The sequence below is a fragment of the Chryseobacterium sp. AC417 genome (assembly GCF_979258215.1).
The window spans coordinates 2,499,889-2,524,934 of sequence record NZ_OZ409845.1; the positions used below are offsets into that span (position 1 = coordinate 2,499,889).

The following is a 25,046-nucleotide window of genomic DNA, read 5'->3' on the forward strand; positions in this document are numbered from 1 at the left end:
ATTATGGCAGAAGTTATTACAATGCCACGTCTTTCCGATACGATGACGGAAGGTAAAGTGGCAAAATGGCATAAAAAAGTAGGAGATAAAGTAAAAGAAGGAGATATTTTAGCTGAAATTGAAACAGATAAAGCTGTTCAGGATTTTGAATCTGAAATTGAAGGAACGCTTTTATTTGTTGGAGTTGAAGAAGGTGCTGCTGCGGCAGTAGATTCTGTTTTAGCAATTATAGGTCAGGAAGGTGAGGATATTTCTGCATTAAAGGGAGGAAACCCAACAACATCAGAAGGAGCTTCTGAAGAAAAAAAATCACAGGAAGAAACTAAAACTGAAAATGAATCTACAAATGTTGAAGAAACTTCAGCCGAAGTTCCTGCAGGAGTGGAAGTGATTACAATGCCAAGACTTTCTGATACAATGACAGAAGGTAAAGTTGCAAAATGGCACAAAAACGTTGGAGATACAGTAAAAGAAGGAGATCTTCTCGCTGAGATCGAAACAGATAAAGCCGTTCAAGATTTTGAATCTGAATTTAACGGAATCCTTTTGAAACAAGGTGTTGAAGAAGGCGGTGCTGCACCAGTTGATACTGTTTTGGCGATTATTGGTCCTGAAGGAACTGATGTTTCAGGTATTGGAGCTGCAAAACCTACAACTAAATCTGAGGATAAACCTACCGAACAAAAATCTGAAACGAAGACAGAAGAGAAATCGGTTGCACAAACTGTAAATACTTCATCTTCAGATAGAGTAGCAATTTCGCCTTTAGCTAAAAAAATGGCTCAGGATAAAGGTGTTGATATCAACAGTCTTCAGGGATCTGGTGAAAACGGAAGAATTGTGAAAAAAGATATTGAAAATTATCAGCCTTCACAAAAAACCGAATCTGCTCCTACACAAAGCAATGCTGCAGCTCAGGTTGCGTTGAGTTTTGTTCAAGGCGAAGATACAGAGACACCAAATTCGCCTGTAAGAACTATTATTGCAAAACGTCTTGCTGAAAGTAAATTCTCTGCTCCTCATTATTATCTGATGGTGGAGATCAACATGGATAAAGCGATCGAAGCAAGAAAAGAAATCAACTCATTACCAGATACTAAGATTTCATTCAACGACATGATTATTAAGGCGACAGCAGTTGCTTTAAGAAAACATCCTCAAGTGAATTCAAGCTGGGCAGGAGATAAAGTGATTCACAGAGGAAACATCAACGTTGGTGTGGCGGTTGCGATTCCTGACGGATTGGTAGTTCCGGTTCTTAAGAATACAGATCAGATGAATTACACCCAGATTTTCTGCTGCTGTAAAAGATATGGCCGGAAGAGCAAAATCTAAAGGTCTTAAAGCAAACGAAATGGAAGGATCTACATTCTCTATTTCAAACTTAGGAATGTTCGGAATTGAAACTTTCACGAGTATCATCAATCAACCGAACTCTGCAATTCTTTCAGTAGGCGCAATTGTGGAGAAACCAATTGTAAAAGACGGACAGATTGTTGTAGGAAACATCATGAAACTTTCTTTAGCTTGCGATCACAGAGTGGTTGATGGTGCTACAGGAGCTCAATTCTTACAAACTTTAAAAACATATTTAGAAAGTCCATTAACTTTGTTATTGTAATTTTCTTTCTATATAATACTCAAACCTCTCATTTCGAGAGGTTTTTTTTGTTAAATTTTATTTGTATTTCAATCATAATTTTCCAAAATAGTTAAAAAAAAATAATGCTAAAATAATAATCTCCTGGAATTCGAATTATTACAATAAAAAACGCCCGAAACTTTAGTTTCGGGCGTTCATATTTAAGTTTAAAATTTATGCTAGTTTCTGAGAATCTGCAACAAACTGAGCCAAACCGCTTTCTGTTAAAGGATGTTTCAATAGACTCAAAATCGGAGGAAGAGGAGAAGTAATTACATCTGCACCAATTTTAGCACAATCGATGATGTGCATCGAATGACGAATTGACGCAGCCAAAATTTCAGTTTCGTACATATAATTGTCGAAGATCAAACGAATTTCCTGGATTAAATTTAATCCGTCTGTAGAAATATCATCTAATCTCCCTAAGAATGGAGAAACGTAACTCGCACCAGCTTTCGCAGCCAAAAGAGCCTGCCCGGCAGAAAAAATCAACGTACAGTTAGTTTTAATTCCTTTATCAGAAAAATATTTTAAAGCTTTGATCCCGTCTTTTATCATTGGAATTTTCACTACAATGTTTGGGTGAATCGCCGCCAATTCATCACCTTCTTTGATCATTTCTTCATAAGTTGTAGAAAGCACTTCCGCAGAAATATCTCCGTCTACGATTTCACAGATTGCTTTGTAATGATCTTTGATTGCTTCAGCTCCGCGAATTCCTTCTTTCGCCATCAATGACGGGTTGGTTGTTACACCATCCAAAATTCCAAGGTCTTTGGCTTCTTTAATTTGCTCTAAATTTGCAGTGTCAATAAAAAATTTCATTTTGTTCGATAGATTTATTCCCGCAAAGATAACGAATACTTTGTAATTGAGTGACCGATTATCGGCTATGAATTATCAGTTTTAAGTATATTTGCTGGTAATGGAAATCTCAATTACAGATTTTCTGTCAGGAATTTAAAATTGTATTAAATGAACATCATATTAGCTTCAACTTCCACAATTTTTGGTGGAAATTATCTGGAATATTTAAAGGAAGAGTTAATTAAATTATATCAGGGAATTGATGAAATTGTTTTCATTCCATTCGCAAGACCCGGAGGAATTTCTCATGAGGAGTATACGGAGAAAGTACGTTCTTTTTTTGCAACCATAAACATCAAAGTAAAAGGTTTACATGAATTTAACGATAAAAATGAAGCTTTAAATCAGGCAGAAGGCTATTTTACAGGTGGAGGAAATACGTTTCTGCTCGTTAAAACCTTGCATGAAGAAAATTTGATGAATATTCTAAAGCAAAATGTAGAGAACGGAAAACCTTATCTGGGATGCAGTGCCGGAAGTAACATTGGTGGACAAAACATGAAAACCACCAACGATATGCCTATTGTTTATCCGTCAAGTTTTGATTGTATGGGATTGGTTCCTTTTAATATCAACCCACATTATTTAGATCCAAATCCTGAATTGAAACATAATGGCGAGACAAGAGAAACGAGAATTAAAGAATTTTTAACTCAAAACGATATCAAAGTTGTTGGTTTAAGAGAGGGAAACTGGATTAGAAAAATTGGCGACACAATTTCTGTCGAAGGCAGTGAACTCACAAGGATTTTTGAGAAAGGAAAAGAACCTTATGAAATTGAATCAGGCAGTCAGCTTTAGTTTGTATTCTTAATTTTTATATTTGAATAAGTATTTCTGAAATGAAAAAATCGTTTTCAATATTTGCAGTTTCAACACAAGTTTTTTTTGCACAAAATATCAGCCAAAAGCTGGATGAAGCAACAAAAAATCTGATGAACTCCCCAACAGCAGTTTCATCGAATCTGTCATTCTATGTTTCTGATGAGAGCGGAAATTTAATTTATGAATTTCAGGGAAGTAAAGGGCTTTCGACAGCCTCAACGCAAAAAATTTTTACAGCTGCTGCTGCCTTAGAAACTTTAGGTAAAAATTATACTTACAAAACAAATGCAGGCTACTCGGGAACAATCTCCGGAGGAAATTTAAGTGGAAATTTTTTTATTACTTCAAATGGAGACCCGACTTTAGGAAGCTGGAGATATGAGAGTTACAAGCCGGAAAATTTTAAGCAAAAGCTTTTAGAATCCATCAAAAAATCAGGAATTACAAAGATTTCAGGCGATTTAATTATTGATGATTCTTATTTTGACTATCAGACGATTCCCGGAGGCTGGCCTTGGGATGATCTGGGAAATTATTACGGAGCCGGAGTTTGGGGCGTAAACTGGCGTGAAAATCAGTTTGATATCAACATCAACGGAACAGATATTAAAAGTTTTTCATATCCGTTGGCTAATGTCAAATGGCTCAATGATCTGAAAGCAGCAGGAAGTTCAGACCAAAGCTTGATTTTTACAGCTCCACATTCGGATGTGGCTTTAATCAACGGAAGTTTGCCTGCAGGAAAGGTAACCACTGTTTCTGGTTCTGTTCCCAATCCGCCATTACAGCTGGGTATGGAAGTTCAAAAATGGCTGAAAGATTCAGGAATTGATTTTTCAGGAAAAGTAGTGACAAATTCTCAACTAGAATTAGATGGGAAAACAGCACCGGAATTTCCTAAAAACAATAGTATTCTTACCTACGAATCTCCGACTTTAGATAAAATTATCTATTGGTTTCTGAGAAAATCTGTGAATTTGTATGGCGAAAACTTAATTAAAACTTTAGGTAAAGAAAAAAAAGGAAACCCTAGTTTCAAAAGCGGAGTTGCCTATCTTAAAGAATTCTGGAAATCAAAAGGAATTAATTCTAATATGATTAATTTCGCTGACGGAAGCGGTCTTTCACCTCAAAATTATGTTTCTGCAAAAGCAGAAGTTCAGGCATTAATATATGCCAGAAAACAATCTTGGTTTGAAAGTTATTATGATGGTTTTCCTACTCAGGACAACGGCATGAAGATGAAAAGCGGAACGATGAGAGATACAAAATCTTATGCAGGTTATCACACTTCCAAAGATGGAAAAAAATACGTTTACGCAATTATCATCAACAATTATCAGGGAAGCGGAAGTACCGAGTTGCAAAAAATTTTAAATGTTTTAAAATAAATTCAATTGAAAAAAAGATCCATTTTTTCCAGATTCAACAACTGGTTTATTTTTTCTCTGATGACTTTGGTAGTCGTCGCTATTGTAATTGCTTCTACAATGGTTGTCAATTACTTAAGAAAAGAAGAGGTGAAAAGGGTTGATATTTTGGTTAAAGCTATAAAATTTCAGCAGGATATTACCCCGAGTTTAGAAGTTCAGGAGCTCCTTCTTGCAATTTACAGTTCCAACACTACAATTCCTGTGATTATTTTAGATAAAAATGATCAGATTATAGAATACAAACATTTACCAAAAGAGATTGGTGATGATTCCAGCGAAATAATTGCATTAGCAAAAGGAATGGCAAAAAAATACCCTGCGATAGAAATAATAGTGCAGGGTGGAAATAATCAGTTTGTATATTATGACAATTCAGAAATGCTTAATAATCTGCAATATTTTCCTTTTTTGCTTGGTTTTTTTGTGTTGTGTTATTTCCTTTTCTCATTCTGGTTTTTAAGAACGGTCAAAAAAACTGATGAAGGCTATCTTTGGGCTGGTTTGGCAAAAGAAACCGCACATCAAATTGGGACACCATTATCTTCAATGATGGGTTGGATGGAAATTATGAAGCTTGATAATCCTGATTCGGACGGCGTTCAGGAAATCGAAAAAGATATTGAGAGATTGCGAACCATCTCCGAAAGATTCTCTAAAATCGGTTCAGTTCCTGAATTGAATGACAAGAATTTTAATGAAACAATTCGTGAAAATTATGATTACCTGAAAACAAGAATTTCAAAAAAAATCGACTTTACACTTTTGCTTCCCACTTACAATATTCTTGTTCCTCATAACAGAATTCTGATGAGTTGGGTCATCGAAAATTTAGTTAAAAATGCCGTTGATGCTATGAAAGGACAAGGGACTTTGCAGATGTCGGTTTTTGAACGCAACAAAAATATTTTGGTTGAAGTAAAAGACAATGGCAGCGGAATGACAAAATATCAAGCTCAAAATGCTTTCAAACCAGGATATTCTACAAAAAAACGTGGTTGGGGATTAGGCTTGTCATTGGCAAAAAGAGTAGTGCAGGAGTATCATAACGGCGATATTAAAATTTCACAAACTGAAATAGGAAAGGGTACAACTTTCAGAATTATTATTAAAAAAGCATAATATATTTTTCAAAATCTACAATACTAATAGTATAATTCAGAAGCCAAAAGCAAAAAAAAATCACTATTTTTGAAACATGATTAAAGCAAGTAATATCCATAAATCTTATGGAAATCTGGAAGTTTTAAAAGGGGTTGATCTTCACATCAAAACCGGTGAAGTTGTTTCTATTGTTGGAGAATCGGGAGCGGGAAAATCTACTCTTTTGCAGATTCTAGGAACGCTGGACAGCCCGACGAATCCTAAAAATTATCATACAGAAATTACTCTGAACGGCGAATCTTTTATCAATATGAGCGATAAGCAGATTTCAAAATTCAGAAATCAGAATATTGGTTTTGTGTTTCAGTTTCATCAGCTTCTTCCGGAGTTTACAGCTTTAGAAAATGTTTTAATTCCTACAAAAATTGCAGGAGCCAATGAAAAAGAAGCCATCGAAAAAGCCCATGATCTGTTTGAAGATTTGAAAATCGGACAAAGATTGCATCATAAACCCAATCAGCTCTCCGGTGGTGAAGCACAAAGAGTAGCGGTGGCAAGAGCTTTGATAAATTCACCAAAAATTATTTACGCAGATGAACCGACAGGAAATCTGGATTCAAAAAACGCAGACGATCTTCACAGATTATTTTTTGATTTAAGAGATAAATACAATCAGACTTTTGTCATTGTAACGCACAATCCAAATTTGGCGGAAATCACAGACAGAAAACTCGTCATGAAAGACGGAATGATTATAGAATAGAGCTACTCTTGACTTTTATAAATATCTAAATTTTTAAAATTTGAACACAATTTCTGATGAAACACTTTATTTTACTATTTCTTTTTATTATTTCATGTTCCAAAACCCAGTCTCAGCAGAGTCAATTGGCTTTGCCTGTATCTAAAATTTCAGAAATCAGAGAATTTGTAAAAGAAAAAAATTACAATCAGAATATTGCTGTATTTATCAATTTTAAAACGCATTCAGGAAAATACAGATACTTTGTCTATGATCTGAAAAACAATAAGATTTTACAGAAAGCGATCGTCTCTCACGGTTCAGGTTCTGTTGTTGCAAAATCTGATAAGCTGAAATTTTCTAATGTGGAGGGCTCTTATCAATCATCTTTGGGAAAATATGAGATCAGGGAAAGCTACGTTGGCAAGTTTGGCAAATCTTACAGATTGCAAGGTCTTGATTCTAGCAACAGCAATGCAATGCAGCGCGCTATTATCCTCCATTCTTTTGATTGCATTCCCAATAAAGAATCAGAAACACTAGCTTGTTTAAGTTTGGGATGTCCCATGCTTTCCAAAATGGCATTTGATCAAACTGCAAAATATATCGACCAGTCAAAGAAACCGATTATTTTGTATGCATTTTACTAAGCCTAGAAACTAATACTCATTAGATCATGTCCATAAAATTTCTTGCCGAAGATGACAGACCCAGAGAAAAGTTTTTACTGAAAGGTAAAAATTCACTTTCTGATTCTGAACTTTTGGCAATTATTATGGGAAGCGGCAGCAGAGATGAGACAGCTGTGGAATTGGCAAGAAAAATTCTGGCATCGGTCAATAATAATTGGCATCAGTTGAGTTTGCTGACGATAAAAGATTTAACAAAATTCAAAGGTGTTGGTGAAGTGAAAGCAATTTCAATTGCTGCGGCTCTGGAAATCGGACGAAGAAGAGCGGGACAGGAAATTCCGGAAAAACCTCAAATCTCAAGCAGCAATGACGCTTATCAAATCCTGAAACTTCATTTGTCTGATCTTAGAACGGAAGAATTTTGGGCGGTTTTTCTCAATCAGAGTAACAAGGTTATTCATATTGCCCAGCTTACGCAAGGAGGGATCAATCAGTCGATTGTGGATATCCGAATTGTTTTTAAAACAGCATTAGAACATTTTGCTACGGGAATTATCATTTCTCACAATCATCCTTCAGGTAATTTAAAACCAAGTTCTGAAGATATTGCGATCACAAAAAACATCAGAGAAGCGGGAAAAGTAATGAGTATTCAACTGCTCGACCATCTTATCATTACTCAAAATTCTTATTTAAGTTTTGCAGACGAAAACATATTATGATCAGAAGATTAAAATACAACGAAATAAATTTTGATAAATACTCAAAATGTTTAGAAAATTCTGAACAAAGCAAATATTCTGCTGCAAAAGATTTTCTCGATATTACTTCAGGCAAGCAATGGGAACTACTGGTTTATAATGATTATGAAGCGGTGATGCCCATTCCTTACGTTAGAAAAATGAGTTTGAAATTGGTAATTCATCCAAAACTTTGTCAGCAACTTGGAATTTTTTCTGAAAAAGATAGTATTCAGATCAATGATCTTTTTTTAGATTTTATTAAAAAAAAATACAAAATCTGGTATTATGCATTCAACGATGTCAATCAGTTCACTCAAAAATTGAAAACAAGAAAAAATTATTTGATACATCCTGAAAATTATGAAGCTGTAAAACAGAGATATTCGCCCAAAAGGAAAAGAAAACTCAGACTTGATGATGAAGTCATTGCTCATTCGGAGATTAAAGAAATCAAATTCAGACAAGCTGAAAAGTTTATAGCAGAAAATTTCATCGGTGCAAAAAATAAAAATGATAAAAAGAAATTTCTAAAGATATTCTCTGATTTGGAGAAAGCAAATTTTTTAAAAATAAACGTTTTCATCTATAAATCGGAAATAATTAATGCATTGGCATTATATTCAGATCAAAATACAGTTGCTTTGCTGGGTACTTTTAATGATAAAAATTACATCAAACTATCGGGATCAGCTGTTTTGATAGATTATATTATTTCCAGAAACATTGGTTCTAAAATATTTGATTTTGAAGGAAGCGAAATTCCCTCGATAGAAGAGTTCTTCACAGGTTTTCGTCCAACATTAAAGACGTATCCTGTCATTAGAAATTCAAAAAAAGATCTTGTCAAAATGTTTTTAAAGCTTTAATAATTAAACTTTAGCTGCCATCAATACCGAGTTTTCTGCGCTTTTAATTTTAAAACCAAAAGGTTCTAAATCCTCATGTAAATCTTGCTCTGAATAAGGATGATGAATTTCTATAATAATATTCTCCACGCTCGACAGCCATGAATTTTGTTTACTTAAAAGTTCGGTTTCTCCGCCTTCAATATCTATTTTCATCAGATCGATCTGGCTAATATTGTATTTCTGTCTCAAGCTTTTAATAGAAATAGCTTCAGTTGAAATTCCTTTGTCTGATATTTTCTGATTATAAGAAAGTTCATCATTGCTGAAATTCACAAATCCGTCCTCAAAATAAGCTGCAGCGTTGATGCATAGTATGTTATTGAATGATTTCGTATTGGTTTTAAGCAGTTCAAAATTTTCACGCGAAGCTTCGACAGAATATATTTTTGCACTTGGATATTTCAGAGACAAATAAATAGAAGTCACCCCAATATGCGCTCCAAGATCAACAATTATCTGCGGTTCTTCTTTTAAGAGCGAAAGATATTCTGAATATGTTTTTTTCCAGAAAACTTCGTAGAAAATATCAATATCTCCTTTAAAAGTTCTCATGTAAAAATCAAAGTTTTTCTTTCCTGCTTTTAAATGATAAACAAATGTTTCATCATTGTTCAGATCCAATATATTTTTCTTAAATTTTGTACTGTATCTTTTTGAATTTACAATAAGAGAAATCCACGATTTAATATTCTGAGTTATTTTTGAGGTGAAAAAAATTTTTGAGAGATAATTTTTAAGAGGCATTTTAGGATATTTTGCTGTTCCGATTGGTAAAAATACTTTAAATTTCGATGAAAATTTATCTAATTTAATGATTTATTTTACTCGTAAACCTTTAGTATAAAAGCTTTTATTAAAACTTGTTAAAATAATGATTAAATAACAAATATTTAGTAATTTTGCTTCCTCAAATTATGACAGATTTTTCAGATTATTTACCGTATGCTTTTGCATTGATTGTAGCAATTCCTTTTTTGGTTTTGCTGAGACAGTTTGTCTACACTTATATTAATTTAAAAAATCAGGAAATCAAATTACTTTCTGTAAAATCAAATTCTGAAAACAAAACGCATTCTTACGAAAGAATGACGCTTTTTTTAGAACGAATGAAACCTTCAAATCTTATTCAGAAATTTGATAAAAATCTTGCTGCTCACGAATTTATATTCTTAACAGAGAAAACCATCAATGACGAATTTGAGTACAACTCATCTCAACAATTGTATTTAACAAAAAACTCATGGCAGAATATTGTAGATTCTAAAAATGCCATCATCGATTTGCTCCACAAAACCTACGAAAGTCTCAATAATAATCCTAATCTTGATGAATTCAAAACCGTGTTCATCATGAATTATATAAATGGAGACGATTATATTGTTGCAACCATCGAAGATTTACGAAGAGAAATTTTAATAATTGCTTAAACTATAAAAATAAATATAAATAATGATTCCAAATTTTAAAGCACATCCATGGCATGGGATTTCTGCGGGAGAAGATGCGCCAGAAGTTGTTAACGTTTTCGTGGAAATTGTTCCTTCAGATACTATTAAATACGAAATTGATAAAGCTACAGGATATTTGAAGGTAGACAGACCTCAGAAATTCTCTAATATCATCCCGGCATTGTACGGTTTTGTTCCAAGAACATATTGTAACGATGAAGTTATGAAATTAGCTGTAGAAAGCGGAGCAGACGACGTTACAATGGGAGATCATGATCCTTTGGATATTTGTGTTTTGAGTTCTCATAATATTCATTCTGGAGGATTGTTGATGGAAGCTATTCCAATCGGTGGTTTTAAAATGATTGACGATGGTGAAGCAGATGATAAAATCGTTGCGGTAATGGTAAGTGACCATGCTTTCGGACATTTCAGAGATATTTCTGAGCTTCCTGAAGCTGAAGTTAAAAGATTAATGCATTACTTCTTAACGTATAAAAATCTTCCGGATGAGCCTGCAAAATGTAGAATTCAGGAAGTTTACGGAGCTGATCACGCAAGAAAAGTGATTGTTGCTTCACAAAATGATTACGCTAGCAAATTCGGAGGATAAAATTCTCAAAATCATACAATCTAAAAGAGTAAATGAGTGATCATTTGCTCTTTTTTCGTTTTAAATTTCAATAAAATATTGACAATTTACATACTCTGGAAGCATAAAATTTCTCTACAAATTATAGCTTAGTGTAAAATTTTAAAGACTTTTCAAAATTTTTAAATTTATGAATAGAATAATTTGGTATATTTATTAAACTATTATCAAAAAAATATTAAACTATGAACTTATTCTATTTAGTACCTATTTTTGGTGTTATCGCATTACTCTACACATTTCTGCAAAGCAACTGGGTGACCAAGCAAAACGCAGGAAATGAAAGAATGAAAGTTATAAGCGGACACATCGCGGACGGAGCCATGGCGTTCCTGAAAGCTGAATACAAAATCTTAACTTATTTCGTTGTCATTGTTGCCGTACTTCTGGCGATCATGGGAACCACTAATGAAAATTCTCACTGGAGCATCAGTATTGCTTTTGTAATTGGAGCCGTGTTTTCTGCATTGGCAGGATTTATCGGAATGAAAATCGCCACGAAAGCCAATGTAAGAACTGCAGAAGCTGCAAGAACTTCACTTTCCAAAGCATTGAAAGTTTCTTTTGCCGGAGGTTCTGTAATGGGAATGGGCGTTGCAGGGCTGGCTGTTTTAGGTTTAGGAGCTTTGTATTTAATTATTAAACAGATCTTTGCTCCGGATGCAATGGTTGATTCTCATGAAATGGAAAGAACGATTGAAATTCTTACCGGATTTTCTTTGGGTGCGGAATCAATCGCTCTTTTTGCACGAGTTGGTGGTGGAATTTACACAAAAGCAGCAGACGTAGGAGCTGATTTGGTGGGTAAAGTAGAAGCAGGAATTCCTGAAGATGATCCAAGAAACCCCGCAACTATTGCAGACAATGTTGGGGATAATGTAGGTGATGTTGCCGGGATGGGTGCCGATTTGTTCGGTTCTTATGTCGCAACAGTTTTAGCAACAATGGTTTTAGGTCGTGAGACCATGTCTGATGATTCATTTGGTGGTTTTGCACCCATTCTTTTACCGATGCTCATCGCCGGAACAGGAATTATTTTTTCAATGATCGGAACTTTATTTGTAAAAATAAATGACGATGAAGAATCTTCTACTTCAAGTGTTCAGAATGCTTTGAATCTTGGTAACTGGGGAAGTATCGTCATTACAGCAATATCTTCATATTTTTTGGTTAATTACCTGTTACCGGAAACGATGGTTTTACGTGGATTGGAATTTACAAAAATGGGAGTTTTCGGAGCCATCATGGTAGGTTTGGTTGTAGGTACTTTGATGAGTATCATCACAGAATATTATACAGCAATGGGAAAAAGACCGGTTAAAAGTATTGTAAAACAATCTTCCACAGGTCATGCAACCAATATCATCGGAGGACTTTCCGTTGGTATGGAATCTACATTTTTACCAATCATTGTTTTAGCAGGAGGAATCTACGGTTCTTATCTCTGTGCAGGATTGTATGGAGTTGCTATCGCCGCAGCAGGAATGATGGCGACTACAGCAATGCAGTTGGCCATTGATGCTTTCGGACCTATTGCAGATAATGCGGGAGGAATCGCAGAAATGAGTGAATTACCAAAAGAAGTTCGTGAAAAAACAGATATTTTAGATGCCGTAGGAAATACTACTGCAGCAACAGGAAAAGGATTTGCAATTGCTTCAGCAGCTTTGACGGCTTTAGCATTATTTGCAGCCTTTGTAGGAATTGCAGGAATTGATGGGATTGATATTTACAGAGCAGATGTTCTTGCAGGATTATTTGTAGGAGGGATGATTCCTTTTATCTTTTCATCGTTGGCAATTACAGCAGTTGGACAAGCTGCAATGGCGATGGTGGAAGAAGTCAGAAGACAATTCAGAGAAATCCCTGGGATTTTAGAAGGCAAAGCAGAACCGGAATACGAAAAATGTGTTGCGATTTCTACGGACGCCTCCATCAGAAAAATGATGCTTCCCGGTGCGATTGCAATCATTTCACCACTATTGGTAGGTTTCATCTTCGGGCCTGAAGTTTTAGGTGGATTTTTAGCGGGGGCAACTGTTTGTGGAGTTTTAATGGGAATGTTCCAGAATAACGCCGGCGGAGCTTGGGATAATGCCAAAAAGTCTTTTGAAAAAGGTGCTAAAATTAATGGCGAAACATATTACAAAGGTTCAGAACCTCATAAAGCTTCGGTAACCGGAGATACTGTGGGAGATCCTTTCAAAGATACTTCAGGACCGTCGATGAATATTTTGATTAAACTTATGTCAATTGTTTCATTGGTGATTGCACCCACTTTAGCGGTAATGCATAAAGATAAAATTGACGCTAACCGTCAGGCAAAAATCGAAAGCCTTACAAGAATGGCAGGAGTTTCGGTCAATCAAAACACAGCAGGTGCAACCCCTGTAGTTGTTCCTGCAGAAGTGATGGGTCAGCTTAATGAAAACGGTGATTTTGTTTACAATACAGGAACTCCGCAAGAGATTAAACTGAAGGGAGGTAAAACAATTTCTTTAGGAAACCAAAGTCAGCTTTTTGCGATGTATGATAATATCAATAGAAAAGATCAGAAAGTTTTAGATCCAAATTCGTGGTATACGATTGAAAACTTGTATTTTGAAGCAGGTTCAAGTGATCTGAAAGCAGGATCCGAAAATCAATTGATGAATTTAGCTGAAATATTAAATGAATATCCTAATCTGAAAATAAAATTAGGTGGCTACACAGATAATTCAGGAAGTGAGGAAGCTAACAAACAATTATCTAATCTGAGAGCACAAACAACAAAACTTAAATTATTAGAATTGGGAATCGCAGCAGATAGAGTAGAAGCAGAAGGTTATGGTTCGCAATATCCTGTTTGTCCTGCAAATGACACAGATGAATGCATGGCAAAAAACAGAAGGATTGATGTGAGAGTTTTGTCTTTCTAATGAAAATCAAATAAATAAAATGAAACACCGCAATTTATATGCGGTGTTTTTTATATGTGAAAATCTGCGTGATCTGTGGGTACGTTCACAAATTCTTTCTCAAATGCTCCATCGCCTGAATAATCACATCGTCTTTTTTAGCAAAACTAAATCGAATGTAATCTGAATCTTCCTTCGATTGATAAAATGCAGAAAGGGGTAAGCAGGAAACTTTCTTCTCAACAGTCAGCCATTTAGAAAACTCAACATCAGTCATCGTTTTAGAAACACTTCTGAAATTGACCAGTTGAAAAAAGCTGCCTTCAGATTTTTGTTCAACCAGCAGCGGAGTTTCTTTAATCATTTCGTTAAAAATATCTCTTTTATTCTGCATGATTTTTTGGTTGTCTGAAGGATCAAAAACTTCTAAATATTTTGCTATAGCGTATTGACAAGGAGCATTTGAACTGTAAGAAATATATTGCTGATGACTTCTGAAATTTTCTAGTAGTTCTTCCGAAGCTAAAAGATAACTTACTTTCCAGCCTGTAGAATGAAACATTTTACCAAAAGAGAAAATGGAGAATGTTCTTTTTTTGAGTTCAGGATGCAAAAAAGGACTGTAATGTTCAACTTCATCGTAACAGTAAATATCATAAATTTCTTCTGAAATGAGATAAATGTCATGATTTTTAATCAGCTGGTACAACTGTTCCCAATCTGAAGCAGTCCACATTTTCCCAGTAGGATTTTGAGGAGAATTAATGATGATTGCTTTAGTTTTATCAGATATACAGTTTTGAAGTTTTTCCCAATTGATGGCAAAATCATTATCAAGATCATAATACACAGGAATTCCGCCATTCAATACAATAGATGGCGCATAAGTGTAATATGATGGCTGAATGACAATCACTTCATCCCCAAAATCCAGTATCGATTTCAAAGAAGTATATAAAGCAAAAGTAGAACACGGGACAATATTCACTTCTTCTTTTTTCAGCAATAAACTGTTGGTTCTTTTGATGTTGAATTTTAATATATTATCAATCAGAAGAGAATTTCCGGCTAGTGATTCGTAGCTGTGACTGATGATATCCGCAGATTCTTTGAGGTAATGGCGCAGACGCGGATCGATCTCGAAATCGGGAAGACCTAATGATAAATCATAACTATGATGTCTCGAAGCGAGCTCAGACATTTCAGTAAAAAATTTAAAATCATTAAATCCGTAATTTTTTTTCATCGTGGTTATCAAATTTATAAATATTGATTCTGATCTAAAGTTAAATTATTTTTATTATTTTTAAAGAAATAATTTACGAATGAAATTGCCATGGTTGGTTTTGATCCACAAACACTGATATAAAAAGGCAATAACCTATGATCTTAAAATAAAATCTGCATATGAAAAAAATTCTTTTTCCGATATTTTCTTTGGTGGTTCTGGCAAGTTGCGGAGCATCAAAAGTAAGTTCTACTCATCAGACTACTCAAACTTCTGTAACTTCAATTTCACTTAAAAATGACAAGGCTTTTCAAGCTGCCTATCAAAACATTAAGCTGGAAGATTTAAAGAAAAATCTTTATGTAATTGCAGCGGACAATATGGAAGGCAGAGATACAGGAAGTCCTGGTCAGAAGAGAGCGGGTGATTATATGATCAATTATTACAAAAGTATCGGTGTTTCTTTTCCGAAGACTTTAGGTTCTTATTATCAGAAAGTTCCTGCCGATTATATGAAAAAAAGAGGTGGCGAAAATTTACCGGATTCAGAAAATATTCTGGCATTTATTGAAGGAAGCGAAAAACCTGAAGAAATAGTAGTGATTTCTGCACATTATGATCACGTAGGTACCCAAAATGGTGTCGTATTCAATGGAGCAGACGATGACGGAAGTGGAACGGTAGCTGTAATGGAGCTTGCAAAAGCTTTTCAAAGCGCAAAAAAAGCAGGAAACGGACCGAAAAGATCCATTTTGTTTCTTCATGTGACGGGCGAAGAGCACGGACTTTTCGGTTCAGAATATTATTCCGATAATCCTGTATTTCCATTGGCAAATACGGTTGTAGATTTAAACATTGATATGATCGGTCGTGATGATCCTGAAAACAGAGGTAAAAATTATGTTTATGTGATAGGGTCTGAAATGTTAAGCTCAGAATTAAAAGTCATCAATGAAGCTGCCAATAAACAAACAGTTAATCTGGAACTAAATTACAAATATGACGATCCGAAAGATCCACAGAGATTGTATTACAGATCAGATCATTATAATTTTGCTAAAAACAATATTCCGGTAGCGTTTTACTTTGACGGAATTCACGAAGATTATCACAAACCTACTGATGATGTCGAGAAAATTGATTATTCGATGTTGCAGAAGAGAACACAACTAGTCTTTGCGACAGCTTGGGAATTAGCTAACAGAGAAGCAAGAATAGTGGTTGACAGAAAATAAGTCATGTTAGATATTAACATTAAACCTATAAGAAAATTCTTGTAGGTTTTTTAAATTGAAATTTCAAATGAATATTAGAGAAGCTAAGATTGAGGATATTGCACAAATACAAATCGTAAGAAATTCTGTAAAAGAAAATACATTATCTGATCCCAAACTTGTTTCGGATAAAGACTGTGAAGAATATCTGACGAATAGAGGAAAGGGCTGGGTTTGTGAAATAGATAATGAGATTGTAGGATTTTCAATTGCAGATGTAAAGGATAATAACATTTGGGCATTGTTTATTCATCCTGATTTTGAAAAACAAGGAATTGGAAGAAAACTTCATGATGTGATGGTCGATTGGTATTTCTCAAAAAGTATGGAAACGCTATGGCTCGGAACCTCACCCAACACGAGAGCAGAAACATTTTACAGGAAATCCGGCTGGGAAGATGTCGGAATGCACGGCAAAGAAATTAAATTTGAAATGACTTTAGATAACTGGAAAAAACAAATATTAAAAAAATGAAACAGAATATAAAATCAATCCGACCTTTTATAGGAGCTGAAAATTTTGAAGTGAGCAGAGCGTTTTACAGAGATTTAGGTTTTGAAGAAGTGATTCTTGAACATAACTTTTCAGTATTTAAAAAACAGGAAATCGCCTTTTATCTGCAGGATTATTATTCAAAAGAATGGATAGAGAACACCATGATCTTCATCGAAGTGGAAAATACTGATGAATATTATCATGAACTTTTATCATTAAATCTAAATGAAAAATATGAGGGTGTAAAATTAAGTCCCGTGAAAATAATGGAGTGGGGAAAAGAGTGCTTTCTTCATGATCCTTCAGGGATTTTATGGCATTTTGGAGAATTTTTTAATAAATAATCACTGATGATTTACGCTTTTGATACTTATTATTACGAAGATTCTGCAAAAACCGTCTGTATTTCATTTGAAGACTGGACCTCTGAAAAAGAAACAAAAATTTTCACCGAAAAAACTAAAATCAGTTCAGATTATAAAAGTGGTGAATTTTACAGAAGAGAACTTCCCTGCATTTTAAGTCTTTTGAAAAAGATTGAATTAGAATACAACGACATCATCATTGTAGATGGTTACGTTACATTAAATGATGACGGGAAAATCGGTTTAGGAGGTTATCTTTATGAAGAACTTCATAAAAAAATTCCAATCATCGGAATTGCGAAGAATGAATTTTCATCGCCAGATTCAAAGCGGAGAGAAGTTTTTCGGGGAGAAAGCAAAACTCCTTTATTTATTACTGCATTGGGAATTGATGTAGATGAAGTAAAACCGACAATACAGCAAATGCACGGCGCTTATAGAATGCCAACTTTGCTGAAGAAACTTGACCAATTGACCAGAGAATGATATCAATAAAAGAATCCGCCCTTTAGAGGCGGATCCAGTAGATAATCTCATTTTTTTTTTAATTAGACAACAACAAAAAAGCACAGCCGACGATGCTGTGCTTTAAATTTATTTCAAATTTAATTGCAATTCCGAAAACGAAGAGAGCAAAAATTGATTTCATTTCAGTTTTATTACATAGTAAATGTAAGGATATTTTTAATATACAAAATGAATTTAATGTTAAAATTAACAGGTTATCCACATTTTTTTGTGGATAAGGTTCTATTGATGTTTATATGTAATAGCTTCACTTTCAAAGGTGCTATCCTTCTAACATTATAAGAATGATAACCTAAACTGTCGATATCTTGCAACAATTTATAAACATCAAAATTCTTAATCGTATCATTCTCAAATGAAAAAGATAAATGATTTAAACTAACCCAATTATTTTTCAATTCTTTATCTACAGTTTTTTCTTTTACAAAATTCAAAATTTCTCTAAACTGAATTTTTCGTAAACTGTCTTTGGACAATGTTCTTTTAATAGGTTTTAAGTTTTCTAATCCATTTCCACACATTATTGTAAATAATTCTTCTTGATAGTACAAGACGGAACCATCTTTCAAAAAAATAAAATTAAATATTCCTTTAGGATAATCATACAATTTTGGTTGTTTAATAATCGATATTTCAGAATTTTTAACAAGTGATTCCTGAACACGTTTTTCAATATCATTATTAAATTTAGAAACGATGAAAACTTTCTCCTCAATACTTTTCTTATCATCATTTTTACAGGATGAAATAATTAAAGTTATCAGTATGAAAAAGAAAATTTTCATAGAATAGACTTACAACTTCTCAGCAATATACTTTGCCGTGTGCGACTTCTTATTCTTGGCTAAATCTTCCGGAGTACCTGCAAAAACTACTTCTCCGCCATGTTTTCCGGCTTCGGGGCCTATGTCGATGATGTGATCTGCAGATTTCATGATATCGGGTTGATGTTCAATGACAATCACAGAATGTCCTAATTCAATTAATGCCTGAAGAGATTTTAATAATTTCTGAATATCATGGAAATGTAATCCGGTGGAAGGCTCATCAAAAATGAATAAAGTTTTATCAGTCGTCACACCTTTTACCAGGAATGATGCAAGTTTCACACGTTGCGCTTCACCGCCGGAAAGGGTAGAAGAGCTTTGTCCGAGTTGCAAATATCCCAAACCAACTTCCTGAAGCGGAGTCAGTTTTGTTGCGATTTTATCTTCTTTATTTTCTCTGAAAAATGCCAATGCTTCATCAAGTGTCATGTGAAGAATATCTGAAATGTTTTTTTCGTCAAATCTCACTTCAAGAATTTCATTTTTAAAGCGGGTTCCTTTGCAAACTTCACATTCAAGTTCAATATCCGCCATAAACTGCATCGAAACATTGATCACGCCTTCACCTTTACATTCGTCACATCTTCCGCCGTCGACATTAAATGAGAAATGCTTTGGCTTATAACCCATCATTTTCGAAACCTTCTGTTTCGAATACAGATCTCTGATATCATCATATGCTTTCAAATACGTGACAGGGTTTGAACGTGATGATTTTCCTATTGGATTTTGATCAATTAATTCAATATTTTTCACCAGTTTTTTTGGAAATTCCACAGAATCATAATCACCTTTTTTTCCGCCCATTCCCAACTGAATCTGAATCTCATTGGTCAGGATTTCCTTCATCAAAGTAGATTTTCCACTCCCTGAAACTCCTGATATAACAACCAGACTTTCTAAAGGAACATCAACATCAATATTTTTAAGATTATTGGTTCTTGCACCTTTTATGTGAATAAATTCTTTAGCTTTTCTGCGTTTTTCAGGAACTTTAATTTCCAATCTTCCTGTTAAATATTTTGAAGTCAGCGTATCTGCATCCTTTAATTCTTTATAATCGCCTGCAAAAACCAATTCACCACCGAGATAACCTGCTTCCGGACCGATATCGATAATATAATCGGCGGCACGCATTACATCTTCATCATGTTCTACAACAATTACGGTATTTCCAGATCCCGAAGATTTTTTAAAACTACGATTAAATTTTCAGTGTCGCGAGAGTGTAATCCAATTGACGGTTCATCTAAAATATAGATAGAACCCACCAAAGAACTTCCTAAACTTGTTGCAAGGTTAATCCTCTGACTTTCACCTCCCGAAAGTGTATTTGAAGTTCTGTTAATTGATAAGTATCCTAAACCTACTTTCAGTAAAAAATCAAGTCGGGTGGTAATTTCGTATAATAATCTTTTGGCAATGTCTTTGTCGTGCTGAGAAAGGTGCAGGTTGCTGATCATCGGTGACAATTCATCCAGAGGAAGCTCAATCATTGATTGAATATTGAGACCGTCTATTTTTACCCAAGTGGTCTCTTCACGCAAACGCAGACCTTCACAGGTAGGGCAAAGCGTTTTTCCACGATAACGGGACAACATGACACGGTATTGGATTTTATACAGATTTTCCTCCAGCATATTGAAGAAATTATTCAAAGAGGGGAACGTTTTGCTGCCGTCACCTTTCCAGAGATAATTTTTCTGCTCTTTCGTTAATTGATGATAAGGCTTATGAATTGGGAATTCTTTGGCTTTTTTAATGAAATCTTTTTTCCATTCGCTCATCGTTTCGCCTCTCCATGATGCAACAGCATCTTCAAAAACAGATAGCGCCTTATTAGGAATGACTAAATCTTCGTCAATTCCTATCACTTTTCCATAACCTTCACAGGTCGGACAAGCACCATAAGGATTATTAAAACTGAAAAAATGAACATTCGGCTCAAGAAATTCAAGTCCGTCAATTTCAAATTTATTAGAGAAATCTTTCTTTTCTGCGGTCTGTATATTTTTCAATGAACAATATCCCCGACCTTCATAAAAAGCCATTTGAATTGAATCTGCCAAACGCTGAAGAAAACTCTCATCGTCTTCATATGAAAAGCGGTCAATAACAAGATTAATGATCATTTCTTTTGAAGGTATAAAGCCAAAGCTTTCCAGATCTTCAATACCTGCAACGTTTCCGTTAACTTCAAGTCTCGTAAATCCTGCAAGTTTTAGAATATTTAAATTTTCTGTAAAATTTTCAATATCATATTGCAAAGGAACTGTCAGTAGAAATGTGGTCTCTTTTTTTGCCGATTTAATGTAGTCAATAACATCTGAAACCGAATCTTTTTTCACTTCCTCGCCAGAAACCGGAGAAAAAGTTCGCCCGATTCTTGCAAAAAGCAGCTTCATGTAATCGTAGATTTCCGTAGAAGTTCCTACAGTAGAACGAGGATTGGAGGAGATTACTTTTTGCTGAATCGCAATCGATGGTGCTAAACCTTTGATGTCATCAACTTTTGGCTTTTCAAGCTTGCCTAAAAACTGACGGGCGTAAGAGCTCAAACTTTCTACATAACGTCTTTGTCCTTCAGCATAAATGGTGTCGAAAGCCAAAGAAGATTTTCCGCTTCCGGAAACTCCTGTAATGACAATCAATTTATTCTTAGGAATTAATACATCGATGTGTTTCAGGTTGTTAAGATGTGCGTTTTTAACGAAAACCTGCTTTTTTATATCTATTTCTGTAAGTGGAGTCATAGTAAAATTAAGACTAACAAAAATACGAATTTTAAATTGTAATTTTTGAAGTAATTTTAATGCGATTTTGAATGTCATATGACTTTTATGCATCAAGAATTCAAAATATTTTTCAGCAGATCTGTTAAAATTTGAAACAATAATTCACTTTGTTAACATTTTTTTTGACCATGTTAAAATTTAATTCCTTAATTATCAATTCTGTCAGAAATATTTTAAAAAAAGTAAATGCATTTTGTTCTAACATATTGTTTTATGTTTGAATTATACGTAAATTGCATATACCATAAAATCTTAAAAATATGAAAACATTGTTTAAACACTTTATTACATATTTGATGAACAAAAGATAAAATTTTCCCGTATTGCCCCTCAAAAAAGACACAGATTTCTGTGTCTTTTTTTATGATAAGAATCATTTCTGATTTTCGCAGAACTCGTGTACTTTTGGCTTTTGATAATACGAGAAACTCATCAATATGATTAAAAGATTAGTAGCCATTTTATTTCTTGGGAATTTAGTCAATGCACAGGAAAAAATTTCAGCAATTGATTCTCTGGAAATTCAGGGGAAATTTATTTCAACACCTTATAAAAATGCCAATCAAAATATTTCTGTGATTACAAAAGCAGATATTTTAAATTCACCCTCAACCAGCATCGATGAAATTCTTCAGCAGATTCCGGGAATGGATATCAGAAGGAGAGGAGCAAATGGGGTACAGAGTGATATTGGCTTTCGTGGAAGTTCTTTTGAACAGGTTCTTTTGCTTCTTAATGGGATAAGAATGAATGACTCTCAAACCGGTCATAACTCACTGAATATACCTGTAGATCTGGAAGATGTTGAGAGAATAGAAATCATCAAGGGTCCTGCAGCAAGACGTTTCGGGCAGAATGCTTTTGCAGGAGCAATCAATATTATTACGAAAGCCAATCCCGGTAAAAGAGTGAAGATAAGAGCGGAAGCGGGCGATTATGAAACCTATGGATTAGGACTAAATGCCAATTTTGGAAATGAAAAGTTTTCAAATTTATTACAGGCCAACTCGAATTCTTCACAAGGTTACAGACATAACACGGATTTTGAAATAAGAAATGTTTTCTATCAGAATCAATTAAAAATTAAAGGTGGAAACATACGATTGCAAGCAGGGTTTTCTGAGAAAAAATTTGGAGCAAACGGCTTTTATTCTTCACCCAATGCCACTGAACAGTATGAAGAGCTTCAGGCTTCTATTGTAAGTCTGGCTCATCAGCAAAGTTTTGGGAAATTTAAATTCAACTCCAATGTTTACTGGCGAAGAGGGCAAGATATGTATCTGTTTAACAGAGAAAAGCCTGAGATTTACAGAAATATGCATATCGGGAATAACGTAGGCGGAGAAGTAAATTCCAGCTATACTTCAAGCTTGGGAACAACAGGTTTAGGAGTTGAGCTGAGGAAAGAGTTTCTGGCAAGTAATAATTTGGGACAGAGAGAAAGATTTGTTTCTCAGGTCTTTTTTGAACATCACTTTTCTCTTTTAGATCAAAAATTGAATATTACACCGGGAATTTCCTGGGCAAATTATTCTAACGAAGGAAACTTCTTTTATCCGGGGTTAGATGTGGGATTTGATTTTAATTCAAACCATAAAATTTACGGAAACATCTCCAAAGTTCATAGAGTTCCGACGTTTACAGATTTATATTACACCAGTAAAACAGAGAAGGGTAATGAAAATTTAGTTCCTGAAAATGCTGTCTCGGCAGAACTTGGATATCAATTTCAAAGAAATGGAATTCTCATTAAAGCGAGTGGTTTCATGAGAAATTCAAAAAATGCTATTGACTGGGTGAAAAACTCGTTACAAGACCCAATCTGGTACGCACAAAATGTTGGAGCGATAGATACAAAAGGTGTGGAATTGGAAATTAATCATCAACTAACATCATGGTTGAAATATTCTTTTGGATATACTTATTTAGATACAGAATTTAAGCAACAAAATCAATTTGTCTCAAGATATGTGCTTGATAATCTAAAACATCAGGTTGTCACCAAATTACAGACTAAATTTCTTACTTACTTTACCAATGAATTGGTTTACAGATACAACGATCGTGTAAATTTAGGAAGCTACCATCTTCTGGATGAGAAACTGAGCTTTAATAAAAATGATTTTTCTGTATATATTTTAGTGAATAATGTGACTAATTCGGATTATACAGAAACTTTTGGTTTACCGATGCCACAAAGATGGTTTCACCTAGGATTTACTTACAATATTAATATTAAGTAAACTTAATATTACGGTACTGTTAATTCGTTTATTTTTGCAAAAATTTTTCGGATGAAGTTTATTACAAGTCTTGGTTTAGTTTTGATGGCAGCTTTTTTTAATGCTCAGGAGCATATTTCTTCTTTCAATGCATTGACTGTGACTTATAAATTCCATCCGAAATTTTTCTTATATGCAGAAGGTCAAATGAGAGGTATCGAAGAATACACTTATCCCGATTATTACGAAATCAAAGGTGGTTTAGGATATAATTTGACTAAAAATCACAAACCATTTGTTGGTTTAGGAAGATATGCAACATACAAAAATCACGCAATTGATAAAGAAGAGTTCAGAGTGTGGTTACAGGATGTCATTGATTTCAGAAAAGGAATTGTAAAATTCGAAAATCGTTTCAGAGCAGAGAAATCATGGTTTTATGAACCCAAAACCGGTAAAAATTCTGATAGAATGCGTTATCGTTACCGATTGAATATTTCAGTGCCTTTAAATGCCAAAAAAATAGAGCCAGGAACTTTATTTGCCAATGTTTACGATGAAGTTTTCTTTGTAACACCTATGAAGCCTACATTTGCCCGAAACAGATTATATGGTGGTTTTGGATATCAGGCTGACGAAACATTCGGTATTGTGAGCGGTTATCTCTGGCAAAGAGAATTTGATGCAAAAGGAAATAAAAACGTGCACTTTGTTTACTTAGCTCTCAACATCAATATTGACGGAGCAAAAGGTGAGGAAACGAAAACATATCATTTCCCGGGAGCAGATTAATATTTCTCTGATAAATATCGGTAAGCTTTTAAATATTTATTGAATCTCTGAATATCTTTTGATGTAAGCTCACGGTTTACTCTTCTTAGATCCATATTATCCCGCAGATCATTAAGCTTTACTGCAACAGAAAGTGGAGATCTTTCTGTTCGTTTTACAAAGTCATCATATAATTCATCAGGATCATATTTTGTAAGACAGCTGATCGCATAAAGAATGTATTCGGGAAACCCCTCATCACGTAGATAATCTATACTGAAATCCTGTGGATTGTCTTCTACTACATCGTGCAAAACTCCTACAATTTTTTCGTCCATCGTTTTCCCATATTCCATCACACGCATTACATGAGCGATGTATGGAGCATGATATTTGTCTTTTTGACCTTTGTGTGCTTTATCTGCAATTTTTATCGCTTTATGTAGAAGTTCTTCTTTTGTCATTGTATCTAAAGTAGAATACAAAAATAGAAAATGCCTTAAAATCTGAGACATTTTTTTAATATTATTTTGCAGAATATTTACGTTTGCCTTTTATATTTTAATTAAGTAATTGAGTTATTGCTTTTTGAAGATAAACCGAAAACAGTAAAAAAATAACAGGCAGTAATTATTTTAACTATAAGT

General features: G+C 34.3%; 23 protein-coding genes and 1 pseudogene. 18 read left to right on the top strand and 6 right to left on the bottom strand.

Annotated features, from left to right (window positions below):
* Positions 1 to 3 precede the first annotated feature (3 nt).
* Together ACZZ9T_RS11905 and ACZZ9T_RS11910 are read left to right on the top strand one after the other, a co-directional pair.
* The gene (locus ACZZ9T_RS11905; RefSeq protein ID WP_463442267.1) at positions 4 to 1,335 is read left to right on the top strand and encodes a dihydrolipoamide acetyltransferase family protein; all 1,332 of its coding nucleotides are present in this window, start codon (positions 4 to 6) and stop codon (positions 1,333 to 1,335) included.
* The gene (locus ACZZ9T_RS11910; RefSeq protein ID WP_463442268.1) at positions 1,313 to 1,621 is read left to right on the top strand and encodes a 2-oxo acid dehydrogenase subunit E2; all 309 of its coding nucleotides are present in this window, start codon (positions 1,313 to 1,315) and stop codon (positions 1,619 to 1,621) included. Before ACZZ9T_RS11905 ends, ACZZ9T_RS11910 begins: the two co-directional genes overlap by 23 nt.
* A 195-nt stretch (positions 1,622 to 1,816) precedes the next feature.
* On the opposite strand, the gene fsa is transcribed toward ACZZ9T_RS11910, so the two are convergent.
* Positions 1,817 to 2,470 (bottom strand): fructose-6-phosphate aldolase, encoded by a 654-nt coding sequence (gene fsa / locus ACZZ9T_RS11915; RefSeq protein ID WP_463432398.1) that lies wholly within the window; start codon positions 2,468 to 2,470, stop codon positions 1,817 to 1,819.
* A 150-nt stretch (positions 2,471 to 2,620) separates the two neighbouring features.
* On the opposite strand from fsa, the gene pepE reads away from it, so the two are divergent.
* The 7 genes from pepE to ACZZ9T_RS11950 all read left to right on the top strand — a co-directional run bounded on the left by pepE (position 2,621) and on the right by ACZZ9T_RS11950 (position 8,854).
* Entirely contained in the window at positions 2,621 to 3,313 is a 693-nt protein-coding gene (gene pepE, locus ACZZ9T_RS11920; protein ID WP_463442269.1) for a dipeptidase PepE, read from the top strand.
* A 41-nt stretch (positions 3,314 to 3,354) separates the two neighbouring features.
* On the top strand, positions 3,355 to 4,728 hold the full coding sequence (gene dacB, locus ACZZ9T_RS11925; protein WP_463442270.1) for a D-alanyl-D-alanine carboxypeptidase/D-alanyl-D-alanine endopeptidase: 1,374 nt from the start codon (positions 3,355 to 3,357) through the stop codon (positions 4,726 to 4,728).
* A gap of 6 nt (positions 4,729 to 4,734) precedes the next feature.
* On the top strand, positions 4,735 to 5,889 hold the full coding sequence (locus tag ACZZ9T_RS11930; protein WP_463432404.1) for a sensor histidine kinase: 1,155 nt from the start codon (positions 4,735 to 4,737) through the stop codon (positions 5,887 to 5,889).
* A 76-nt stretch (positions 5,890 to 5,965) separates the two neighbouring features.
* Entirely contained in the window at positions 5,966 to 6,634 is a 669-nt protein-coding gene (locus tag ACZZ9T_RS11935; protein ID WP_463432406.1) for an ABC transporter ATP-binding protein, read from the top strand.
* A gap of 56 nt (positions 6,635 to 6,690) precedes the next feature.
* Positions 6,691 to 7,263, top strand: coding sequence for a murein L,D-transpeptidase catalytic domain-containing protein (locus tag ACZZ9T_RS11940; RefSeq protein WP_463442271.1), 573 nt, complete (start codon positions 6,691 to 6,693; stop codon positions 7,261 to 7,263).
* A gap of 26 nt (positions 7,264 to 7,289) precedes the next feature.
* Positions 7,290 to 7,967 carry a RadC family protein gene (gene radC, locus ACZZ9T_RS11945; protein ID WP_463442272.1) on the top strand — a complete coding sequence of 226 codons (678 nt, stop codon included), beginning with the start codon at positions 7,290 to 7,292 and terminating at the stop codon, positions 7,965 to 7,967.
* Complete coding sequence (locus tag ACZZ9T_RS11950) at positions 7,964 to 8,854, top strand: hypothetical protein (protein ID WP_463442273.1); 891 nt, start codon at positions 7,964 to 7,966, stop codon at positions 8,852 to 8,854. The genes radC and ACZZ9T_RS11950 overlap by 4 nt, the downstream gene beginning before the upstream one ends.
* Before the next feature lie 3 nt (positions 8,855 to 8,857).
* On the opposite strand, the gene ACZZ9T_RS11955 is transcribed toward ACZZ9T_RS11950, so the two are convergent.
* Positions 8,858 to 9,640, bottom strand: a complete 783-nt coding sequence (locus tag ACZZ9T_RS11955; protein ID WP_463442274.1) for an FkbM family methyltransferase — start codon at positions 9,638 to 9,640, stop codon at positions 8,858 to 8,860.
* A 170-nt stretch (positions 9,641 to 9,810) separates the two neighbouring features.
* Between ACZZ9T_RS11955 and ACZZ9T_RS11960 the strand changes: the two genes are divergently transcribed.
* The 3 genes from ACZZ9T_RS11960 (at position 9,811) to ACZZ9T_RS11970 (ending at position 13,914) form a co-directional block, all read left to right on the top strand.
* On the top strand, positions 9,811 to 10,323 hold the full coding sequence (locus tag ACZZ9T_RS11960) for a DUF7935 family protein (protein ID WP_463432416.1): 513 nt from the start codon (positions 9,811 to 9,813) through the stop codon (positions 10,321 to 10,323).
* Between the two features lie 22 nt (positions 10,324 to 10,345).
* Positions 10,346 to 10,957, top strand: a complete 612-nt coding sequence (locus ACZZ9T_RS11965; protein ID WP_463432418.1) for an inorganic pyrophosphatase — start codon at positions 10,346 to 10,348, stop codon at positions 10,955 to 10,957.
* A gap of 224 nt (positions 10,958 to 11,181) precedes the next feature.
* Positions 11,182 to 13,914 (top strand): sodium-translocating pyrophosphatase, encoded by a 2,733-nt coding sequence (locus ACZZ9T_RS11970; RefSeq protein ID WP_463442275.1) that lies wholly within the window; start codon positions 11,182 to 11,184, stop codon positions 13,912 to 13,914.
* 85 nt (positions 13,915 to 13,999) lie between these two features.
* Here the strand turns inward: ACZZ9T_RS11970 and ACZZ9T_RS11975 are convergent, their stop codons facing one another.
* Positions 14,000 to 15,139 carry an aminotransferase class I/II-fold pyridoxal phosphate-dependent enzyme gene (locus ACZZ9T_RS11975; protein ID WP_463442276.1) on the bottom strand — a complete coding sequence of 380 codons (1,140 nt, stop codon included), beginning with the start codon at positions 15,137 to 15,139 and terminating at the stop codon, positions 14,000 to 14,002.
* 161 nt (positions 15,140 to 15,300) lie between these two features.
* Between ACZZ9T_RS11975 and ACZZ9T_RS11980 the strand changes: the two genes are divergently transcribed.
* The 4 genes from ACZZ9T_RS11980 to ACZZ9T_RS11995 all read left to right on the top strand — a co-directional run bounded on the left by ACZZ9T_RS11980 (position 15,301) and on the right by ACZZ9T_RS11995 (position 17,742).
* Entirely contained in the window at positions 15,301 to 16,356 is a 1,056-nt protein-coding gene (locus ACZZ9T_RS11980) for a M28 family metallopeptidase (RefSeq protein WP_463442277.1), read from the top strand.
* Between the two features lie 67 nt (positions 16,357 to 16,423).
* A complete protein-coding gene (locus ACZZ9T_RS11985; protein ID WP_463442278.1) occupies positions 16,424 to 16,870 on the top strand; it encodes a GNAT family N-acetyltransferase in 447 nt (148 codons plus the stop codon).
* A complete protein-coding gene (locus tag ACZZ9T_RS11990; protein WP_463442279.1) occupies positions 16,867 to 17,235 on the top strand; it encodes a VOC family protein in 369 nt (122 codons plus the stop codon). The genes ACZZ9T_RS11985 and ACZZ9T_RS11990 overlap by 4 nt, the downstream gene beginning before the upstream one ends.
* Before the next feature lie 6 nt (positions 17,236 to 17,241).
* Positions 17,242 to 17,742, top strand: coding sequence for an endonuclease V (locus tag ACZZ9T_RS11995; protein WP_463442280.1), 501 nt, complete (start codon positions 17,242 to 17,244; stop codon positions 17,740 to 17,742).
* A gap of 236 nt (positions 17,743 to 17,978) precedes the next feature.
* Here the strand turns inward: ACZZ9T_RS11995 and ACZZ9T_RS12000 are convergent, their stop codons facing one another.
* Positions 17,979 to 18,569, bottom strand: a complete 591-nt coding sequence (locus ACZZ9T_RS12000; protein ID WP_463442281.1) for a hypothetical protein — start codon at positions 18,567 to 18,569, stop codon at positions 17,979 to 17,981.
* A gap of 9 nt (positions 18,570 to 18,578) precedes the next feature.
* Positions 18,579 to 21,364: pseudogene (uvrA, locus tag ACZZ9T_RS12005) on the bottom strand (excinuclease ABC subunit UvrA).
* 479 nt (positions 21,365 to 21,843) lie between these two features.
* On the opposite strand from uvrA, the gene ACZZ9T_RS12010 reads away from it, so the two are divergent.
* Together ACZZ9T_RS12010 and ACZZ9T_RS12015 are read left to right on the top strand one after the other, a co-directional pair.
* The gene (locus ACZZ9T_RS12010) at positions 21,844 to 23,649 is read left to right on the top strand and encodes a TonB-dependent receptor plug domain-containing protein (protein ID WP_463442282.1); all 1,806 of its coding nucleotides are present in this window, start codon (positions 21,844 to 21,846) and stop codon (positions 23,647 to 23,649) included.
* A gap of 51 nt (positions 23,650 to 23,700) precedes the next feature.
* Positions 23,701 to 24,420: a DUF2490 domain-containing protein gene (locus ACZZ9T_RS12015; RefSeq protein ID WP_463442283.1), complete on the top strand. Its 720-nt coding sequence runs from the start codon at positions 23,701 to 23,703 to the stop codon at positions 24,418 to 24,420.
* Here the strand turns inward: ACZZ9T_RS12015 and ACZZ9T_RS12020 are convergent.
* Positions 24,417 to 24,863 carry a phosphohydrolase gene (locus tag ACZZ9T_RS12020; protein WP_463433780.1) on the bottom strand — a complete coding sequence of 149 codons (447 nt, stop codon included), beginning with the start codon at positions 24,861 to 24,863 and terminating at the stop codon, positions 24,417 to 24,419. The two genes, ACZZ9T_RS12015 and ACZZ9T_RS12020, sit on opposite strands and share 4 nt — an antisense overlap.
* Between the last annotated feature and the right edge of the window lie 183 nt (positions 24,864 to 25,046).

Coding starts and splice junctions, on each gene's coding strand:
- ACZZ9T_RS11905 (WP_463442267.1), top strand. CDS start 4: ATGGCAGAAGTTATTACAATGCCACGTCTTTCCGATACGATGACGGAA.
- ACZZ9T_RS11910 (WP_463442268.1), top strand. CDS start 1,313: ATGGCCGGAAGAGCAAAATCTAAAGGTCTTAAAGCAAACGAAATGGAA.
- fsa (WP_463432398.1), bottom strand. CDS start 2,470: ATGAAATTTTTTATTGACACTGCAAATTTAGAGCAAATTAAAGAAGCC.
- pepE (WP_463442269.1), top strand. CDS start 2,621: ATGAACATCATATTAGCTTCAACTTCCACAATTTTTGGTGGAAATTAT.
- dacB (WP_463442270.1), top strand. CDS start 3,355: ATGAAAAAATCGTTTTCAATATTTGCAGTTTCAACACAAGTTTTTTTT.
- ACZZ9T_RS11935 (WP_463432406.1), top strand. CDS start 5,966: ATGATTAAAGCAAGTAATATCCATAAATCTTATGGAAATCTGGAAGTT.
- ACZZ9T_RS11940 (WP_463442271.1), top strand. CDS start 6,691: ATGAAACACTTTATTTTACTATTTCTTTTTATTATTTCATGTTCCAAA.
- radC (WP_463442272.1), top strand. CDS start 7,290: ATGTCCATAAAATTTCTTGCCGAAGATGACAGACCCAGAGAAAAGTTT.
- ACZZ9T_RS11950 (WP_463442273.1), top strand. CDS start 7,964: ATGATCAGAAGATTAAAATACAACGAAATAAATTTTGATAAATACTCA.
- ACZZ9T_RS11955 (WP_463442274.1), bottom strand. CDS start 9,640: ATGCCTCTTAAAAATTATCTCTCAAAAATTTTTTTCACCTCAAAAATA.
- ACZZ9T_RS11960 (WP_463432416.1), top strand. CDS start 9,811: ATGACAGATTTTTCAGATTATTTACCGTATGCTTTTGCATTGATTGTA.
- ACZZ9T_RS11965 (WP_463432418.1), top strand. CDS start 10,346: ATGATTCCAAATTTTAAAGCACATCCATGGCATGGGATTTCTGCGGGA.
- ACZZ9T_RS11970 (WP_463442275.1), top strand. CDS start 11,182: ATGAACTTATTCTATTTAGTACCTATTTTTGGTGTTATCGCATTACTC.
- ACZZ9T_RS11975 (WP_463442276.1), bottom strand. CDS start 15,139: ATGAAAAAAAATTACGGATTTAATGATTTTAAATTTTTTACTGAAATG.
- ACZZ9T_RS11980 (WP_463442277.1), top strand. CDS start 15,301: ATGAAAAAAATTCTTTTTCCGATATTTTCTTTGGTGGTTCTGGCAAGT.
- ACZZ9T_RS11985 (WP_463442278.1), top strand. CDS start 16,424: ATGAATATTAGAGAAGCTAAGATTGAGGATATTGCACAAATACAAATC.
- ACZZ9T_RS11990 (WP_463442279.1), top strand. CDS start 16,867: ATGAAACAGAATATAAAATCAATCCGACCTTTTATAGGAGCTGAAAAT.
- ACZZ9T_RS11995 (WP_463442280.1), top strand. CDS start 17,242: ATGATTTACGCTTTTGATACTTATTATTACGAAGATTCTGCAAAAACC.
- ACZZ9T_RS12000 (WP_463442281.1), bottom strand. CDS start 18,569: ATGAAAATTTTCTTTTTCATACTGATAACTTTAATTATTTCATCCTGT.
- ACZZ9T_RS12010 (WP_463442282.1), top strand. CDS start 21,844: ATGATTAAAAGATTAGTAGCCATTTTATTTCTTGGGAATTTAGTCAAT.
- ACZZ9T_RS12015 (WP_463442283.1), top strand. CDS start 23,701: ATGAAGTTTATTACAAGTCTTGGTTTAGTTTTGATGGCAGCTTTTTTT.
- ACZZ9T_RS12020 (WP_463433780.1), bottom strand. CDS start 24,863: ATGACAAAAGAAGAACTTCTACATAAAGCGATAAAAATTGCAGATAAA.